This window comes from Thiomonas sp. TH-17 (assembly GCF_057473305.1).
Genome location: NZ_JBYCKI010000053.1, coordinates 1 through 15,777, shown reverse-complemented (window position 1 = coordinate 15,777; position 15,777 = coordinate 1). Strand labels below are relative to the sequence as shown.

Annotated in this window: 16 protein-coding genes; 2 read left to right on the top strand and 14 right to left on the bottom strand. The window is 64.3% G+C overall.

Translation table 11 applies throughout. From position 1 onward, the window contains the following. A partial coding sequence (locus AC2VLV_RS03675; RefSeq protein ID WP_486988685.1) for a glutaredoxin family protein occupies positions 1-683 on the top strand: 683 nt, incomplete at its 5' end. A 12-nt stretch (positions 684-695) separates the two neighbouring features. Here the strand turns inward: AC2VLV_RS03675 and rpiA are convergent. Continuing rightward, positions 696-1,358, bottom strand: coding sequence for a ribose-5-phosphate isomerase RpiA (rpiA, locus tag AC2VLV_RS03670; RefSeq protein ID WP_486988684.1), 663 nt, complete (start codon positions 1,356-1,358; stop codon positions 696-698). 75 nt (positions 1,359-1,433) lie between these two features. Between rpiA and AC2VLV_RS03665 the strand changes: the two genes are divergently transcribed. After that, on the top strand, positions 1,434-2,480 hold the full coding sequence (locus AC2VLV_RS03665) for a quinone-dependent dihydroorotate dehydrogenase (protein ID WP_486988683.1): 1,047 nt from the start codon (positions 1,434-1,436) through the stop codon (positions 2,478-2,480). Between the two features lie 131 nt (positions 2,481-2,611). On the opposite strand, the gene AC2VLV_RS03660 is transcribed toward AC2VLV_RS03665, so the two are convergent. The 13 genes from AC2VLV_RS03660 to AC2VLV_RS03600 all read right to left on the bottom strand — a co-directional run. Next, on the bottom strand, positions 2,612-2,869 hold the full coding sequence (locus tag AC2VLV_RS03660; protein ID WP_079418886.1) for a hypothetical protein: 258 nt from the start codon (positions 2,867-2,869) through the stop codon (positions 2,612-2,614). A gap of 140 nt (positions 2,870-3,009) precedes the next feature. Beyond that, positions 3,010-4,419, bottom strand: coding sequence for a glutamate--tRNA ligase (gene gltX, locus AC2VLV_RS03655; RefSeq protein WP_486988682.1), 1,410 nt, complete (start codon positions 4,417-4,419; stop codon positions 3,010-3,012). A 40-nt stretch (positions 4,420-4,459) separates the two neighbouring features. Continuing rightward, the gene (locus tag AC2VLV_RS03650; protein WP_486988681.1) at positions 4,460-5,674 is read right to left on the bottom strand and encodes an O-succinylhomoserine sulfhydrylase; all 1,215 of its coding nucleotides are present in this window, start codon (positions 5,672-5,674) and stop codon (positions 4,460-4,462) included. Beyond that, positions 5,671-7,173: an amidophosphoribosyltransferase gene (gene purF / locus AC2VLV_RS03645; protein WP_486988680.1), complete on the bottom strand. Its 1,503-nt coding sequence runs from the start codon at positions 7,171-7,173 to the stop codon at positions 5,671-5,673. Before purF ends, AC2VLV_RS03650 begins: the two co-directional genes overlap by 4 nt. Before the next feature lie 40 nt (positions 7,174-7,213). Next, complete coding sequence (locus AC2VLV_RS03640; RefSeq protein WP_486988679.1) at positions 7,214-7,705, bottom strand: CvpA family protein; 492 nt, start codon at positions 7,703-7,705, stop codon at positions 7,214-7,216. Further along, entirely contained in the window at positions 7,702-8,550 is an 849-nt protein-coding gene (locus AC2VLV_RS03635) for an SPOR domain-containing protein (protein ID WP_486988678.1), read from the bottom strand. The genes AC2VLV_RS03640 and AC2VLV_RS03635 overlap by 4 nt, the downstream gene beginning before the upstream one ends. Then, a complete protein-coding gene (folC, locus tag AC2VLV_RS03630; RefSeq protein WP_486988677.1) occupies positions 8,547-9,872 on the bottom strand; it encodes a bifunctional tetrahydrofolate synthase/dihydrofolate synthase in 1,326 nt (441 codons plus the stop codon). Before folC ends, AC2VLV_RS03635 begins: the two co-directional genes overlap by 4 nt. Positions 9,873-9,922: 50 nt before the next feature. Next, positions 9,923-10,798: an acetyl-CoA carboxylase, carboxyltransferase subunit beta gene (accD, locus tag AC2VLV_RS03625; RefSeq protein WP_486988676.1), complete on the bottom strand. Its 876-nt coding sequence runs from the start codon at positions 10,796-10,798 to the stop codon at positions 9,923-9,925. Positions 10,799-10,810: 12 nt separating this feature from the next. Continuing rightward, positions 10,811-11,608 (bottom strand): tryptophan synthase subunit alpha, encoded by a 798-nt coding sequence (gene trpA, locus AC2VLV_RS03620; RefSeq protein WP_486988687.1) that lies wholly within the window; start codon positions 11,606-11,608, stop codon positions 10,811-10,813. A 77-nt stretch (positions 11,609-11,685) separates the two neighbouring features. Beyond that, positions 11,686-12,921: a tryptophan synthase subunit beta gene (gene trpB, locus AC2VLV_RS03615; protein WP_486988675.1), complete on the bottom strand. Its 1,236-nt coding sequence runs from the start codon at positions 12,919-12,921 to the stop codon at positions 11,686-11,688. Positions 12,922-12,968: 47 nt separating this feature from the next. Next, the gene (locus AC2VLV_RS03610; RefSeq protein WP_486988674.1) at positions 12,969-13,631 is read right to left on the bottom strand and encodes a phosphoribosylanthranilate isomerase; all 663 of its coding nucleotides are present in this window, start codon (positions 13,629-13,631) and stop codon (positions 12,969-12,971) included. Between the two features lie 6 nt (positions 13,632-13,637). After that, on the bottom strand, positions 13,638-14,411 hold the full coding sequence (gene truA, locus AC2VLV_RS03605) for a tRNA pseudouridine(38-40) synthase TruA (RefSeq protein ID WP_486988686.1): 774 nt from the start codon (positions 14,409-14,411) through the stop codon (positions 13,638-13,640). 67 nt (positions 14,412-14,478) lie between these two features. Then, on the bottom strand, positions 14,479-15,777 hold a 1,299-nt coding region (locus AC2VLV_RS03600), incomplete at its 5' end, for a motility hub landmark protein FimV (protein ID WP_486988673.1).

Sequence of the window (15,777 nt, the reverse complement as noted above, 5' to 3'; positions counted from 1 at the left end):
TGTCATCACCCTTGCTGCACAAAACGATGAAACGACTGACAAAACGAACTTCGCGCCACGCCCTCGTGCTTTCCGCCACGCTGGCGCTGAGTCTGGCCGCAGGCACGCCGGCCTGGGCGATTTACAAGATCGTCGGGCCGGACGGCTCGGTCACCTTCAGCGATGTGCCGCCCAGCAGCACGCAGGGCAAGGCCGTGCAGTCGTTGTCGGCCAACGGCAGTGCGACGCCCAGCAGCTTTGCCGGCTTTCCCGCCGCGTTGCGTGAAGCGGCGCGCAAATACCCCGTCACGCTCTACACCGCGCCACAATGCGAGGCCTGCGATGCCGCACGCGACTACCTGCAACAGCGCGGCATTCCCTTCGCCGAAAAAACCATCACGACCAACGCCGACATCAAGGCCTACAAGGCTTTGTCGAACGGCAGCGACCAGCTCCCGCTGGTGATCATCGGCAGCACCAAACTGAGCACCGGTTTCAGTTCCAGCAATTGGGACATCGCGCTCGATGCTGCAGGCTATCCGCAAAAGAGCGAACTGCCGCGCAGCTACGTGCGCCCGCAGCCCGTAGCGCTGGTACCGCCCCCGGCCCAGAAAGCTTCGACCCCCGAACAAAAGCGCGTGCCGACCGAGCCTTCCGTGCTGCCGCCGCCAAACCCGAACGCCCCCAAGGGCTTTCAGTTTTAGTCAGCAAATTAGTCAGACAAAATCGCGCCGCTGCACACCCTCGGCCGTGCCGATCAGGGCGACGTTGGCGGCGCGCAGTGCGAACAGGCCCACGGTCACCACACCCGGAATCTGGTTCACACGGGTTTCAAATTCGCGCGGCTGCGCAATCTTCAGTCCGTGCACGTCCAGAATCAGATTGCCGTTATCGGTCACGTAGCCTGAACGCTCGCGCGGATCGCCCCCCAGGGCGCGCAACCGGCGTGCCACCAGTTCCCGCGCCATCGGCACGACTTCGACCGGCAAAGGGAATTGGCCCAGCACCGGCACCAGCTTGCTCTGATCGACGATGCAGATGAAGCGCTCGGCGGCCTCGGCGATGATTTTTTCGCGCGTCAGCGCGCCGCCGCCGCCTTTGATCATCGCGCCCGAGGCGTCGATCTCGTCGGCGCCATCGACATAGACCGAAAGCTGCGCCACCTCGTTGAGGTCATACACCGTGATGCCATGCGCGCGCAGACGCTCGGTGGAACGCTCGGAGCTCGATACCGCGCCTTTGATCTGGTGCTTGATGCCAGCCAGGGCGTCGATGAAAAAATTCACCGTCGAGCCCGTGCCGACTCCGATGATTTCGCCCTGCGGCACCTGGGTAAGCGCGGCCGCGGCGACCTGCTGTTTGAGTTCGTCTTGCGTCATGTCGGGTCTTCACGAAAAATGTCAGTCTTCATTATCGCTGCGCCGCCCTGTGCTCAGCGACCTCGCCTGCACTCCATGCCGCTCTCCTATCCGCTGATTCGCCCTATCTTGTTCCGCCTCAACCCAGAATGGGCGCATCACCTCACACTGAGCGGCATCCGCATGGCGCATTCTGCCGGACTGTCGATTCTGTACGCCCATGCGCCGGTACACGATCCGGTGGAACTTCTCGGCTTGCGCTTCGCCAATCGCGTCGGCCTGGCCGCCGGGCTCGACAAAAATGGCGAGGCCATCGACGCCCTCGCGGCGATGGGTTTTGGTTTTGTCGAGGTGGGCACGGTCACTCCCCGCGCCCAGCCCGGCAACCCCAAGCCGCGCATGTTCCGGCTGCCTCAGGCGCAGGCGCTGATCAATCGCATGGGGTTCAACAATGCTGGGCTGGAGGCTTTTTTGCGCCATGTACGCCGCAGCCATCGCCCCGTGCCCATCGGCCTGAACATCGGCAAGAACGCCAGCACCCCCGTCGAGCAGGCGCTCGACGACTACCGGCTGGGCCTGGAAGGGGTGTACACCCAGGCCGACTATGTCAGCATCAATATTTCGTCGCCCAACACCCGCAACCTTCGCCAGTTGCAAACCGACGCCGCCTTGCAGGGCCTGCTGCAAGGCCTCGCCGCCACGCGCGAGCGCCTGCGGCAACAACATGGCCGCCATGTGCCCATGCTGCTGAAAATCGCCCCTGACCTCGAAGACGCCGACATCGACGTTATCGCCGATCAGTTGCAGACGCATGGGCTCGATGGCGTCATCGCAACCAACACCACGCTGGCGCGCGACGCCGTGGCCGGGCTGGCCCATGCGCATGAAGCGGGTGGTCTGAGCGGGGCGCCGGTGCGCGCCGCCTCGACCCGGGTGATTGCGCGGCTGCGCCAGCGCCTGGGCCGCAACGTGCCGATCATCGGTGTCGGCGGCATTCTCAGCGGGGCCGACGCTGTCGAAAAACTGCGCGCGGGCGCCGATCTGGTTCAGCTCTACACCGGCCTGATCTACCGCGGCCCGGAACTGGTGGGCGAGTGCGCCAAGGCGCTCGCGCTTGAAGCCAACCGAGGGGGGCAAGCCTGAACCCCTGACCCTGAGAAGACGACCAAAAAAGACGGCCAAAATAAAAGCGCCTGCAAACTCACTGCAGGCGCTTTTATTGGGAAAATCTGGCGCAAAAATGTGCCAAAAATGAAAAAGCGATGAAAAAGCGCTTATTTTTGCTTCAGGCGGGTTTTGTTGGCGGTAATGTGCTCATAGATCTCGCGCGACCGCTGGGAGAGCGGTCTGCCAAACCCTTCACGCCAGGGTGAAGACACTTTCACTTGAGGCCGCTTGCGGAATGTGGAAGCCACTTCCTCTGCGTTCTGCATCATCAAATCCCAGGGATCTGCCGATTTTGTGGTGGTGGAGGAGTTTGACTCTTCGAGTTCAACACCGTTGGTTTTGCTTGTGGTCGTCGCTTTTGCCACGTTTACCCCTCTGATGGAACTGTGGGACAACACTGTCTGCCGCATACCACATGCAACAGAAAAATTGCCCCGTTAAACACCCAACAATTATAACCGGAAGTAAGCTTCAGCGCCCACTTTGACCCGGCAACCGGATCGAATCAGCCGAGATATTTTTCGAGGCGCTGCAGAACGGCGTCCCGCCCGAGCAGGGCCAACACCGCGTCGACGGCGGGGGTCTGCTCTCGGCCGGTGACCATCAAGCGCACGGGCATGGCCAGTTGCGGCATTTTCAGGCCGTGCTGTTTGAGCACGCTTTTGAGGGCCGCACTGATCGCTTCGCGCGACCAGTCGTGAAGGACGGCGAGTTGGGACTGCAAATCCGCCACGGCCGTTTTTGCTTGCGCACCGAGATGCTGCTCAAGCGCAGCGGCGTCGGGCGCGGTGGGGCGATAGAACAACAGGGTTTGTTGGGCCAGTTCGGGGAGCGTCTGGGCGCGGTCGTGCAGCAATGCGCAAACCGCCGCGAGATCAGGCGTCTGGTGGGCAATGCCGTCTTTGTCGAGCAGGGGACGCACGAGTGCGGCCAGTTCCTCCGCAGGGGTGTGCTTGATGTAATGCGCGTTCAGCCAGCGCAGTTTGGCCTCGTCGAACTGCGCTGGCGAGCTGCCCAGGTGGTCGAGATCGAACCACTCCAGAAACTGCGCGCGCGAAAAAATTTCCGCATCGCCGTGTGACCAGCCCAGCCGCGCCAGATAGTTCACCACGGCATCGGGCAGATAGCCTTCGTCGCGGTACTGCAGCACGCTCTTGGCGCCGTTGCGTTTGGAGAGTTTCTCGCCCTGCTCATTGAGCACGGTGGGCAGGTGGGCATAGCGCGGGGGCTTGGCGCCCAAGGCCTGGAAGATGTGCAACTGACGCGGCGTGTTGTTGACGTGATCATCGCCGCGGATCACATCGGTTATCTGCATGTCGATGTCGTCCACCACCACGCAGAAGTTGTAGGTCGGTGTGCCGTCGGGGCGGGCAACGACGAGATCGTCGAGTTCTTCGTTGCGGATCTCGACCCGGCCTTTGACGAAATCGTGCCAAGCCACGACGCCGGTGGTCGGCGTCTTGAAACGCCACACCGGCTGCACGCCTTCGGGAATCGGCGGTAGCACCTTGCCCTGCTCCGGGCGCCAGGTGCCGTCGTACCGGGGCTTTTGTTTGGCCGCAGTCTGGCGCTCGCGCAAGGCATCGAGCTCGGCGGTGGACATATAGCAGGGATACACCATGCCAGACTGCCGCAATTGGTCGAGCACCTCGCGGTAACGCGGCATGCGCTGCATTTGATAGAACGGACCTTCGTCGTAATCGAGCCCGAGCCAGTCCATCGCCTGCAGAATGACTTGCACGGCTTCTTCGGACGAACGTTCGGTATCCGTGTCTTCGATGCGCAGAATGAAGTCGCCGCCATGATGCCGCGCGAATGCCCACGGATAGAGCGCCGATCGGATATTGCCCAGATGGATGAATCCGGTCGGGCTGGGGGCGAAGCGGGTACGAACGCGGTGCGGCTGAGTGATCATCGTCGAATTCGGAAAGTGAAAGAAGGACAAGAAGACGCGCTCAGCTCAGGGACTGCAGACCCCGGCTGAGATCGCGCTGAAGATCACCCACATCTTCCAGCCCAACGGCCAGGCGGATCAGCCCCTGGCCGATGCCCGCGGCCTGCCGCTGCGCTTCGCTCAGGCGGCCATGCGTGGTCGTCGCGGGATGGGTGATGGTGGTCTTGGTGTCGCCCAGATTGGCGGTGATGGAGCAGATGCGGGTGTGGTCGATGAGGTGAAACGCCCTTGCTTTGGCCTGCTGCGCATCGTCGGCCTTGATCTCGAACGACAGCACGGCACCCCCGGTCTTTTGCTGACGCATGGCCAGCGCATGCTGCGGGTGGGAATCGAGGCCGGGGTAGAACACGCGGCCGATAGCAGGCTGCGCCTGCAGCCATTGCGCCATGGAAAGCGCTGCAGCGCTATGCGCCATCATGCGCACGCCCAGGGTTTCCATGCCCTTGAGCACCACCCAGGCATTGAAGGGCGAGAGCGACAGGCCGATGGTGCGCTGCACGGGAAGCAGCTTGTCGTGGATCGGCGCGGCTTTGCCGCACACGGCGCCTGCGATCACCCGCCCCTGTCCATCGAGGTATTTGGTGCCGGAATGAATCACCCAGTCGGCGCCGAAATCGAGCGGCCGCTGCAAGGCCGGTGAACAAAAGCAGTTGTCCACCACCAGTTGGGCGCCGGCGTCGTGCGCCAGATCAGCCAGCGCGGCGATGTCGCAGACCTCGGTCAGCGGATTGGACGGCGTTTCGGCAAACAGCAGCCGGGTATTGGGCCGCAGAGCAGCCGCCCATTGCGTCACGTCGGTTTGCGAAACGAACGTGGTCTCCACGCCGAAGCGGGCCAGTTCGCGGCCGAACAGATTGATCGTCGAACCGAACACCCCTTGCGAGCAGATCACGTGATCGCCGGCCTTGAGCAGCGCCATCGCCAGCAGCAGAATGGCGGCCATGCCGCTGCCCGTGGCGATGCAGGCTTCGGCCCCTTCGAGCGCGGCAAGCCGCTGCTCGTAGCTGGAGACAGTGGGGTTGGAAAAACGCGAATAGACAAACCCCTCCTGCTCCCCGGCAAACCGGGCGGCCGCGGTCGCCGCGTCGGGATGCACGAAGCTGCTGGTCAGGAACAGCGCCTCGCTGTTCTCGCCGTATTGCGAAGGCGGCAAGGCCTCGCGCACGGCCAGCGTATCGAGCGCGAGCTCAGGGGCGCCTCGGTCTTGCGCGGTCATGACGGCTGACCCTGCTCCTCGGCCCCTTGCAGGCTGAGTCGGCCGGTGTTGGGTGCGACGCCTTCGCCCCGGTTCTTGCCTTCATCGGGCGGCAAGGTGCCGGCGATGTAGCAGCCGTCGAAACACGACGCCTCAAACTCGACGATCTCGGGGTTGATCTCGCGGATCACCCGTTTCATGGCGTCGAGATCCTGGTAGATCAGCACATCGGCGCCGATGATCTGGCGGATTTCTTCGACACTGCGGTTGTGCGCCACCAGCTCCGAGCCCGTGGGCATGTCGATGCCGTAGATATTGGGATAGCGCACCGGCGGCGCGGCAGACGCCAGATACACCTTGCGCGCGCCGGCCTCGCGCGCCATCTGCACGATTTCGCGCGAGGTGGTGCCGCGCACGATGGAGTCGTCCACCAGCAGCACGTTGCGCCCGGCGAATTCCTGGCCGATGGCATTGAGCTTTTGCCGCACCGATTTCTTGCGCACCGCCTGTCCGGGCATGATGAAGGTTCGCCCCACGTAGCGGTTCTTGACGAAACCCTCGCGGTACGGTCGGCCCAGCTTGTGCGCCAGTTGCATGGCCGACGGACGGCTGGATTCAGGAATGGGAATGACCACGTCGATCTCGCTGGGCGGCAGCACCGAGATCACCCGCTGCGCCAGCGTTTCGCCCATGCGCAAACGGGCGCGGTAGACCGACACGCCATCGAGCGCGGAGTCTGGGCGGGCCAGATAAACGTACTCGAAGATGCAGGGATTGCGCTGCGGCTCGGCCGCGCACTGCTCGCTGTGCAGCCGACCTTGTAGATCAACGAAAATCGCCTCGCCCGGCGCGATGTCGCGCTCGAATTTGTAGCCCGTGCCTTCCAGCGCGACCGACTCGCTCGCCACCATGACCTCGCCGCCCTCGCCCGCCGTACCGAAGCACAAGGGGCGAATGCCGAAGGGGTCGCGAAAAGCCAGCAGGCCGTGCCCGGCAATCAGCGCCACCACGGCGTACGAACCGCGCAAGCGCAGGTGCACCGCGCGAACCGCTGCGAAAATATCGTCGACTGAGAGCGGCAACCCGTGCGTGCGGCGCTCGATCTCGTGTGCCAGCACGTTGATCAGCACCTCGGTGTCCGACTCGGTGTTGATGTGGCGGTGATCGACGTTGAACAGCTCACGCTTGAGCGCCACCGCGTTGATCAGATTGCCGTTGTGCGCCAGCACCAGACCAAACGGCGCGTTGACGTAGAACGGCTGCGCCTCTTCCTCGCTCTCGGCGTTGCCCGCGGTCGGATAGCGCACCTGGCCGATACCGTAATCGCCCGGCAGCGCGCGCATATTGCGGGTACGAAACACATCGCGCACCATGCCGCGCGCCTTGTGCATATAGAGCTTGGAGCCCGAGCCGGTGACGATGCCCGCAGCGTCCTGGCCCCGATGCTGCAACAGCAGCAGCGCGTCGTACAGAAGCTGGTTCACGGGTTGCTGCGAAATGACGCCGACGATGCCGCACATGGGAGTGGTCTTTCAGGAAACGAGGGGAGAGCCAAACACTTCAGCCTTGCGGCAAATGGGTGACGAAAGCCGCGGGCAGCCAGGGGCGAATGACCAGCAACAAAGACTGCGCCGGCGGAATGAGTACCGCCGTTTTCCACATGGCGCTCTGCGCCAGCGCCGTCTGCGCGCCGAGGGCGACGAGCAACAACGACAAGGCCACGCCCTTCACCAGACCGATCAGCGCGCCCATGCTGCGATCAAAAATACCCAGGCCGCTTGCACGCAACAGCAAACGCAGCACCGAGGCGAGTATGCCCGCACTCAGCACCACGACAATGAAACACATCGCATAGGCTGCCAGCAAACGCATATCGATATTGTCGATGGCCTGCAAATACCTTGCACCCAGACTGGGTGCGAAGTGCGCCGCGAACCAGATGCCCCCGATCCATCCCAGCAGGGTGACGATTTCATACACCGCGCCGCGCAGCAGGCTGATCAGCGCGCTCAACCCCACCACGACGAGTAAGAACCAGTCCAGCGGACTCACAGCGTCAGCACCGCACCGCCCAGACCCAGCGCCTGCAGTTTGTGCAAGGCACGCTCGGCTTCATCGCGCGTGGCAAAGGGGCCAATGCGCACCCGAACCCGCTTGCCCTGCGCGGTATCGACCACCTGGGTATAGGTCTTGAGTCCGGCTTTTTCAATTTTGGTCCGCACGGACTGGGCGGCATGCGGGTCGGCAAACGCGCCTGCCTGCACCACAAATCGCGCCTTCGATGGGGCTGCGTCTTCCTGCGCCGCGTGCTTCTTATTCGCCAGCGCCGCCTCGGCCTGTGCGGTGGAAATCTGGTCGGGCGATTTGCCTTCGAGCGCCGCAAGGGCCTGGCGCGCGCTGGCCAACTTTCGGGCCTCCTCGGGTGTCGGGGCGGGCGGCTTGGGTGCTGGTGGGGGCGCGACCGGCTCCACCTGCTGCACCGGACTGGGTTTGGGTGCTGCGGGTGTTGGCGGGGGCGCCGGTTTCGAGACCACCTCCGGCTCGGGCGGAACTGGCGCGGGGGCCGCAGCCACAGCGCTCGCCGCATGCGCCACGGCCGCGCGTTCGCCCGAGGGCACGGCCACGCTGGACGCCGCGGGCAGCATGGGCGCGGAAGCGGGCACCGCCAGGCCCGGCGCCTTGCTCTGCGAAGGAATATCGAGCGCGATGTTCGACGGCACCGGTTTGGGCTTGGAGTCGAACACCAGCGGAAACACGATCACCCCCAGCAGCACCAGCGCCACGGCGCCAATCAGCCGCCGACGCGCGCGCGCTCGCAGACTGTCCTGGCTTTGCGAATCGGAATCATCGCCTCTGGAGGAGCGACGGGCGGAATTACGGGGAGCGCCAAAGGTCATTGCGGGGAGGAATCGAGATGCTTGCCGTGAAGTCGGGGCAGCCCCTCCTGCATCACACCGCCCACGGTGTAGAAGGAGCCGAACACCACGATTCTATCGGCCAGCTCCACGGCGGCGGCCGCTGCGCGCAGCGCCTGCAACGGGTCTGGGTGCTGGGCGATGCGGGCGTCTGGCTTCAAGGCGAGCAGGTGAGCCGCCACCTCTTTTGCCAGGGCGGCGCGCGGCGTCGGCAGATCGCACAGATGCCAGACGTCGATCAGCGGCAACATGCGGTGCAACATGCCGGGGATGTCTTTGTCGGCCATGGCGCCAAACACCGCATGGGTGACGGGAAAGTAGCCCATGCTGTCGAGATTCTCTGCCAGTACGGCGATGGCGTGCGGGTTGTGACCCACATCGAGCACCAGCGTGGGCTGCCCCGCCAGCACCTGAAAGCGCCCGGGCAGCTCGGCACGGGCGAAGCCTTCGCGCACCGCCTGCGCCGCCACCGGCAGGACGGCCTGCAAGGCCTCCAGCGCGGCGAGCACGCCGCTGGCGTTGAGCAGCTGATTGGCGCCGCGCAGCGCTGGAAAAGCCAGGCTGTGCCGACGCTGCGCGCGCCCCTGCCAGCCCCATTGCTGCGGCAGGTGGGTGTAGTGAAAGTCGCGGCCGGCCAACCACAGATCGGTGCCAATGTCCTCAGCGTGAGCCAGCACCGACGTCGGCGCCTGCGGGTCGCTGACGATGGCGGGCTTCGCGGCCCGCATGATGCCCGCTTTCTCGCGGCCGATGGACTCCCGGTCCGTGCCGAGAAACTCCATGTGATCGAGGTCGATGCTGGTGATGATGGCACAGTCGGTGTCGATGACGTTCACCGCATCGAGCCGCCCGCCCAGCCCGACTTCGAGAATGACGGCGTCGAGCCGCTGGCTGGCGAGCAGCGACAGTATGGCCAGAGTGGTGAACTCGAAATAGCTCAGACTCACCGCCGCGCCGCCCTCGCCTGCGGTCAGCCGGGCCTGCTCGACAGCGGCGAAATGCGGCAGCAAGTCCTGCGCATCCACCGACTGCCCTGCGATGCGGCAGCGTTCCTCGAAATGCACCAGATGCGGCGAGGTGTAGACGCCCACGCGGTAGCCCGCCGCCATGAGAATGGCTTCGAGCATGGCGCAGGTCGAGCCCTTGCCATTGGTGCCGGCCACGGTGATGACCGGGCAGTTGAATTGCAACTGCATGGCGGCGCACACCGCCTGCACGCGCTGCAGCCCCATGTCGATCACGCGGGCATGCAGCGACTCGGCGTGGGCTAGCCAGCCGTCCAGAGTGTGGGGTGTGGGAGACATGCGCAAGGCCCGGCGCCCGCGGCTGCGAACGACGGGAAAGTCTGAGGAAATCAGGAAGCGATCGCGTCGGCAGGCTGACGCAGCAGCATGGCCAGCATTTGCGCGAGTTCGCCGCGCAGTTCACGACGATCGACGATACGGTCAACCGCGCCCTTTTGCAGCAGAAACTCAGCGCGCTGGAAACCCTCGGGCAGCTTTTCGCGCACGGTATTTTCGATCACCCGCGGGCCGGCAAAACCGATCAGCGCCTTGGGTTCGGCGAGAACCACATCGCCGATGAAAGCAAAACTGGCCGACACGCCGCCCATGGTCGGGTCGGTCAGCACGCTGATGAACGGCAGCCCGGCTGCGCTGAGTTGGGTGAGCGCGGCATTGGTCTTGGCCATTTGCATGAGGCTGAGCAGCCCTTCCTGCATGCGTGCGCCACCCGTGGCGGTGAAACAGATGAACGGCACTTTCTGCTCGATGGCCGCCTGCACCCCGCGCACAAAACGCTCGCCGACGACCGACCCCATGGAGCCGCCCATGAACTCGAACTCGAAGCAGGCCACCACCACCGGCAGGGTCTGAATGGCGCCGCCCATGACGACCAGAGCGTCAGTCTCCTGCGTGTTCTCCAGCGCCTCCTTGAGACGGTCGGGATACTTGCGGCTGTCCTTGAATTTGAGCGGATCGATGGGCAGGACTTCCTGCCCGATTTCGAACCGGCCTTCGGGGTCGAGCAAGGCGTCGAGCCGCGCACGCGCGCCGATGCGCATGTGGTGGCTGCACTTCGGGCAGACGTTCTGGTTGAGCTCCAGATCCGACTTGTAAAGCACGGTTTCGCAAGAGGGACATTTGATCCAAAGTCCCTCGGGCACCTGGCGCCGATCCTGCGGGCTGGTCTGCTGAATCTTGGGGGGGAGGAGCTTTTCCAGCCAACTCATGTCTGTTTCTCCTTAGGCGTCGAGCGCCTGGCGAATGTCTTGGATGAAACCGCGCGCCACGGCCGCAGCTTGCTCTGCAGGCTGCGCCTCCATCAGCTCGATCAGACGCGAACCGATGACCACGGCATCGGCCAGCTGGCCGATCGCGCGCGCGGTCTGCGCATCGCGAATGCCAAATCCTACTCCCACGGGCACCTGCACATGGGCGCGGATGCGGGGCAGCATGGCCGCCACGGCGGAAGTGTCGAGATGGCCGGCGCCCGTCACCCCCTTGAGCGAGACGTAATAAACATAGCCGCTGGCGATGCGGCCCACATCGACCATGCGGGCGTCCGTGCTGGTGGGAGCGAGCAGAAAAATGGGGGCGATGTCTGCTGCCTTGAGCGCCGCGGCAAACGCCTCGCTCTCTGCAGGCGGGTAATCGACGATGAGCACGCCATCCACTCCGGCGGCCTTGGCCGCAGCCACAAAGGCCTCCACGCCGTAGCGCTCCACCGGGTTGGCGTAGCCCATCAGCACGACGGGAGTGACAGCATCCGTCTGGCGGAATTCGCGCACGAAATCCAGCACCTGGGGCAGGCCGACGCCTTTTGCGATGGCCCGCTCGGTTGCCCGCTGGATCACCGGGCCATCGGCCATGGGATCGGAAAACGGCACGCCGAGTTCGATTACATCGGCCCCGCCCTGCACCAGGGCGTGCATCACCTCAACGGTCACCGAGGGCGCGGGATCGCCTGCGGCGATGTAGGGAATGAGCGCCTTGCGGCCCTGGGCGCGAAGCTGGGCGAAGCGTTGGTCGATGCGGTTCATGTCGGTTCCGCGCGGCCGCCCCGAAGGAACCGACACCCCCTCGGGGGGAGATGAGCGCAGCGAGTCAGGGGGCTGTTTCATTTTGTGGCTCCAGGCTGGCGGGCGAACAGGGTGCCGAAGTTCACGCCTTCACGCTCGGCCACGGTGTTGATGTCTTTGTCGCCGCGCCCCGAGAGATTGACCAGGATGGTCTGGTCAGGACGCATTTGCGGCGCCAGCTTGATGGCATGCGCCAGAGCGTGGCTGGATTCCAGCGCCGGGATGATGCCTTCGACGCGGCACAACTCGTGGAAGGCGGCCAGCGCCTCGTCGTCGGTAATGCCGACGTACTCGGCGCGTCCGAGATCCTTGAGCCAGGCATGCTCGGGCCCGACGCCGGGGTAGTCGAGCCCGGCAGACACGGAATGCGTCTCGATGATCTGACCGTTGGCGTCCTGCAGCAGATAGGTGCGGTTGCCGTGAAGCACGCCCGGCGTGCCTGCAGATAGCGAGGCGGCATGCTTGCCCGTGTCCAGCCCCAGACCGGCAGCTTCAACCCCGATGAGCCGCACCGATTCATGCGCAATGTAGGGATAGAAAATGCCCATGGCGTTGCTGCCCCCGCCCACGGCGGCGATCACCGCATCGGGCTGGCGGCCGGTCATCTCGGGCATCTGCTCCAGGCATTCGTCGCCGATGACCCGCTGGAAGTCGCGCACCATCTGCGGGTAAGGATGCGGCCCGGCCACGGTGCCGATGATGTAGAAGGTGTTTTCCACATTCGTCACCCAGTCGCGCAGCGCTTCATTGAGCGCATCCTTGAGCGTCTTGCTTCCCGACTCGACCGGCACCACACGCGCACCCAGCAGATTCATGCGATAGACGTTGGGCGACTGGCGCTTGACGTCCTCGCTGCCCATATACACCACGCATTCCATGCCGTAACGCGCGGCAATGGTGGCTGTGGCCACGCCGTGCTGTCCCGCGCCGGTTTCAGCGATGACGCGCGGCTTGCCCATGCGGCGCGCCAGCATGGCCTGGCCGATGGTGTTGTTGATCTTGTGCGCGCCGGTGTGGTTGAGATCTTCGCGTTTGAGGTAGATGCGCGCACCGCCGAGTTTGTCGCTCAGGCGAGCGGCGTGATAGATGGGACTGGGACGGCCGACGAAGTGCTTGAGCTCGTAGCGGAATTCGGCCAGAAACTCCGGGTCGTTTTTGTAATGGTCGTAAGCCGCCTGGAGTTCTTCCAGCGCGTGGCTCAGGGTTTCGGCAATGAAGCTGCCGCCGTAGGGGCCAAAGTGACCGCTGGCATCGGGATAGGCATAGTCAAACATGGTGGGTTCTCGTCTGGCGCCGGGCAGAAAATGTGCCCGGGCGCGATCTACAGGTCTGCAGCGCGGACCGCGGCGATGAACTCGGCGATGCGCTGCGCGCTCTTGATGCCCTTGGACGCTTCGACGCCGGAACTGACGTCAACCGCCCACGGACGCACCTGCCGGATGGCATGCGTCACATTTGCAGCATGCAACCCACCAGACAAAACGAGGGGAAGCGCGACGTTTGCGGGAATGCGTGACCAATCGAAAACCTCGCCGCCGCCGCCGTATCCGGGCTGATCCGTGTCCAGAACGAGGGCGTGTGATGTGGAAAAACGAGTGGCGAAGTCTAACAAATCCAGCCCTTCGCGCATGCGCGCCGCGCGAATGTAGGGGTGGCGATAGCGGGTACAGTCTTGCGGCGTTTCATCGCCGTGGAACTGCAGCAGCGCGGGGCGCACCTGATCGATCACCTCTTCGACGAGGTCCGGTGCGGCATTCACGAACAGGGCGACAACCGAGACAAAGGGCGCAAGGCTGAGCGCGATGTCGCGCGCCTGCGTCACGGCGACGTTGCGCGGACTCGGCGGATAAAACACCAGGCCGATGGCATCTGCGCCGCTGTGAGCAGCCGCCAGCGCGTCTTCCACCCGGGTGATACCGCAGATTTTGATACGGGTTCGGTGGCGCAGGGGGGGCGAGAGCGGCAGGGGCGGCGTTTCGGACATCGGCGATCAGATCGTCAGGCCGATCTGGGTGGGGGGCGAGGGAAGGTTGAATTCTGCCGGGTAATCCGGGCCGAGGAAATAAAGCCCGTCGGCCATGAAGGTCGGCGCCGCCAGGCGGCGGTCGCGGCTAGCCAGCACTTCAGCGAGCCAACTCACCGGCTTGGAGCCATTGCCCACGGCCAGCAGGCTACCCACGATATTGCGCACCATGTGGTGCAGGAACGCGTTGGCGCGCAGGTCGAACACGAGGGTGTGACCATAACGCGCAATCTCAATCGCATGCAGCGTCTTGACCGGGCTCAGCGCCTGGCATTCGCTGGAGCGAAATGCGCTGAAATCATGCTCGCCGAGCAGACACTCCGCGGCGTCGTGCAAACGGTCGAGATCGAGCGGGCGATGCGTCCAGCCCACCCTCGCGTAATCGAGTGCCGGACGCACGGGATGGTTGCGCAGCACATAACGATAACGGCGCTGATAGGCGCTGCGGCGGGCGTCAAAAGTCTGTGGCAGATCGGTTCGCGCCCATTGCACCGCCATGTCGCGCGGCAGGAAGGCGTTGACCCCGCGCACCCAGGAGGATGCCTCACGCTGCAAAGGCGTATCGAGGTGCACCACCTGGCCGAGGGCATGCACACCGGCGTCGGTGCGTCCGGCGCAGACGGTACGGGTCGGCAAGCCCAGAAACTGCGCGAGTGCCCGCTCCAGAACATCCTGCACACCGCAGCCGCCCGGCTGACTCTGCCAGCCGCAGTACGACGTACCGCCGTAACTCAGACCCAGCGCAACTCGAAACGGAGCACGCCCGTCCTGCGGGCTGGAGGAGCCTGAGGACGAATCTGAGGACGAATCAGCGGCCAATCTTGTCCAGCATGTCCTGCGCGCGTTTCTTGAGTTGCGGGTCGCCTTCTGCAATCACCTCGCCCAGCAGGTTGCGAGCCGACTCGTTATCGCCGATGGCCATGCTTTCGGCCGCGAGCTCAAGGCGGAGATCAAGCGAAGGCTTGGACTCGCTGAACTGCGGCTCCAGCTTGGGCAGTTCGGTGTGCGATTCCTCGAGCGATTTGGCTTCGGTGTCTTGCAGGGAAATGCTGCTCAGATCGAAGTCGAGCGCGTTGTCATGAGCGGCAGCCTCCGCTGCCTTGGCACCCTCAACGGAGCCAAGCGTCGAGGCGGGTGCCCCAAAGTCTGACGGCATATTGAAATCCAGGCCGCCTGACATGAGGAAATCAGCATCCGCCGCTTTGCCGGACTCTTTTTCAGGCTCAGGCTGAGCACTGGCAGATTCCGATGGCGCCTCGATTTCGGGCAGAGCAGGCACGACTTGTGATGCCGCCGCCGTTGCAGGGGCAGGCTCGCCCATCGGCAAGCTCAAGTCCAGATCCAGATGCTCTGGCATAGGCGACTTTGCCGCGGCCGTGTCCACGCCAGAAAGCATTTCGGTGCTGGGCAAGGTTTGCGGAGTCAGCGCAGCCAAAGCGGTAGGAGTGGCCGCCGGAAACTCAGTCTGCGGCATGGTCGACGGCGCGCCCAGCGTGCTGGGCAGCACCGTGTTGTGATACAGCGGGTTGACCGGGTCGAGACTGCGACCGAGATCCTGCGCGCGTTTCCAGTCTTCGCCCACGCCCTGCGTCAGTGCAAAGAGTTCTGCCGCGCCAACTTCGAAGGAGCGGGAGTCCTTGCGTTTGGCATAGATTTCCAGCAGTTTGAGCCGTGCCGCCAGACGGTCGGGGTTGGTCTTGACGGCTTCCTTGAGGATTTCTTCGGCCTGCAGATCGCGGCCGTAGGCCAGATACACATCGGCCTCGGCGACCGGATCGACGTCATTGGTGTCGAGCTGGCTGGAGGAGAAGGTGGAGCTCATATTGCCATTGCGCGTATCGACGCGCTCACCACCCGTACCGCCAAAAAAGCTGTCAGCCACACTCATGCGACTGTCAAACACCGACACGTCACGCTGCGACTTTGCCGCCTTCTTGCGCTGCGCCAGCCAGGCGAGCAACAGCAGCAGAATCACCAAGGCGCCGCCCACGGGCAACAGCAAGGGATTGGAAAGCAGGCTGCTGAAGAAGCTCCCCTGCTCGACTGGGGCAGGTTTGACGACCTTCGGTGCCACCGGCGTCGGCGCAGGGGCGGATGCGGGCGCCGA

What these genes read in the sequence shown, in the direction of transcription:
- gltX (WP_486988682.1), bottom strand. Translation starts at nt 4,419, where the DNA reads ATGATCACTCAGCCGCACCGCGTTCGTACCCGCTTCGCCCCCAGCCCG.
- AC2VLV_RS03665 (WP_486988683.1), top strand. Translation starts at nt 1,434, where the DNA reads ATGCCGCTCTCCTATCCGCTGATTCGCCCTATCTTGTTCCGCCTCAAC.
- rpiA (WP_486988684.1), bottom strand. Translation starts at nt 1,358, where the DNA reads ATGACGCAAGACGAACTCAAACAGCAGGTCGCCGCGGCCGCGCTTACC.
- accD (WP_486988676.1), bottom strand. Translation starts at nt 10,798, where the DNA reads ATGAGTTGGCTGGAAAAGCTCCTCCCCCCCAAGATTCAGCAGACCAGC.
- trpB (WP_486988675.1), bottom strand. Translation starts at nt 12,921, where the DNA reads ATGTTTGACTATGCCTATCCCGATGCCAGCGGTCACTTTGGCCCCTAC.
- trpA (WP_486988687.1), bottom strand. Translation starts at nt 11,608, where the DNA reads ATGAACCGCATCGACCAACGCTTCGCCCAGCTTCGCGCCCAGGGCCGC.
- AC2VLV_RS03650 (WP_486988681.1), bottom strand. Translation starts at nt 5,674, where the DNA reads ATGACCGCGCAAGACCGAGGCGCCCCTGAGCTCGCGCTCGATACGCTG.
- AC2VLV_RS03610 (WP_486988674.1), bottom strand. Translation starts at nt 13,631, where the DNA reads ATGTCCGAAACGCCGCCCCTGCCGCTCTCGCCCCCCCTGCGCCACCGA.
- AC2VLV_RS03635 (WP_486988678.1), bottom strand. Translation starts at nt 8,550, where the DNA reads ATGACCTTTGGCGCTCCCCGTAATTCCGCCCGTCGCTCCTCCAGAGGC.
- purF (WP_486988680.1), bottom strand. Translation starts at nt 7,173, where the DNA reads ATGTGCGGCATCGTCGGCGTCATTTCGCAGCAACCCGTGAACCAGCTT.
- folC (WP_486988677.1), bottom strand. Translation starts at nt 9,872, where the DNA reads ATGTCTCCCACACCCCACACTCTGGACGGCTGGCTAGCCCACGCCGAG.